This is a genomic window from Mesorhizobium sp. M1396 (assembly GCF_040317725.1).
GTDB lineage: Bacteria > Pseudomonadota > Alphaproteobacteria > Rhizobiales > Rhizobiaceae > Mesorhizobium.
Map to the genome: position 1 here is coordinate 1 of NZ_JAMYLA010000153.1, position 842 is coordinate 842.

Genomic DNA, 842 nt, shown 5'->3' on the forward strand with positions numbered 1-842 from the left:
AGCCGAGCAATGTCGCCTGAATGGTAACGATTGCACCCCGATACAGATACGGAAACGCCTCCCAGACGTAGGACCAATCCCAAAAGCTCATGCCGAGGCCTCCCGCACGAAACCGCGCGAGAGGCGGTGCTCCAGCCAGCGCACTAAGGGCCTGATGAGGGCTCGCGCCATGATGTAGTAGCCAAATAGTGCCACTGCGAAGAACAGCAGGTAGTCGCCAGTGGCATCGGCCGCCTGCTTGGCGGCGGTGGTGAACTCTGTGATGGTGATGAAAAAAACGAGCGAGGTGCCCATGAGCACACCGTTCAGCAGATTGCCCCAAGCCGGCAGCATGGCGCGGATCGCCTGGGGCAGGATGATGCGACGCATCATCGTCATCCGCTTGAAGTTGAGCGCTGTGGACGCTTCATATTGCCCCCGATCAACGGCCTGTATGGCGGCGCGGACGTACTCGGCGCCATAACCGGAGGCATTCACGCCGATACCCAAGATTGCGACAGTCCACGGCGATAGGAAAACGCCGAAGAATGGCAGGACAAAGAACCACCAGTAGAACTGGACCAGCATAGACGTACCGCGAAAGAATTCGATGTATGCGACGCCGAACCAGCGCAGCGGCCAGTGACGGGAGACCCGAATCAGGCCGACGGTCAGCCCCAGGGCGATCGCCACAATAGATCCCGCGACGGTTATAATAAGGGTGACCACGACGCCGTTGGCGAGCCCCACCACGCTGAAGCCGGCCGCGAATTCGTTCATGTCCCCCCCCCGCTGAGGCGCTCCCCGGCCATGGCCGGGGAGGTGATCAGCTGGATGGATGGCAGTTTCCGGCCTGGCTTCAA

The 842-nt window shown here is 60.9% G+C and carries 1 protein-coding gene; it reads right to left on the minus strand.

Annotated elements, in window-relative coordinates:
• Window positions 1-87 precede the first annotated feature (87 nt).
• Window positions 88-759 (minus strand): ectoine/hydroxyectoine ABC transporter permease subunit EhuC, encoded by a 672-nt coding sequence (gene ehuC, locus NKH02_RS34395; RefSeq protein WP_352884285.1) that lies wholly within the window; start codon window positions 757-759, stop codon window positions 88-90.
• Window positions 760-842 lie beyond the last annotated feature (83 nt).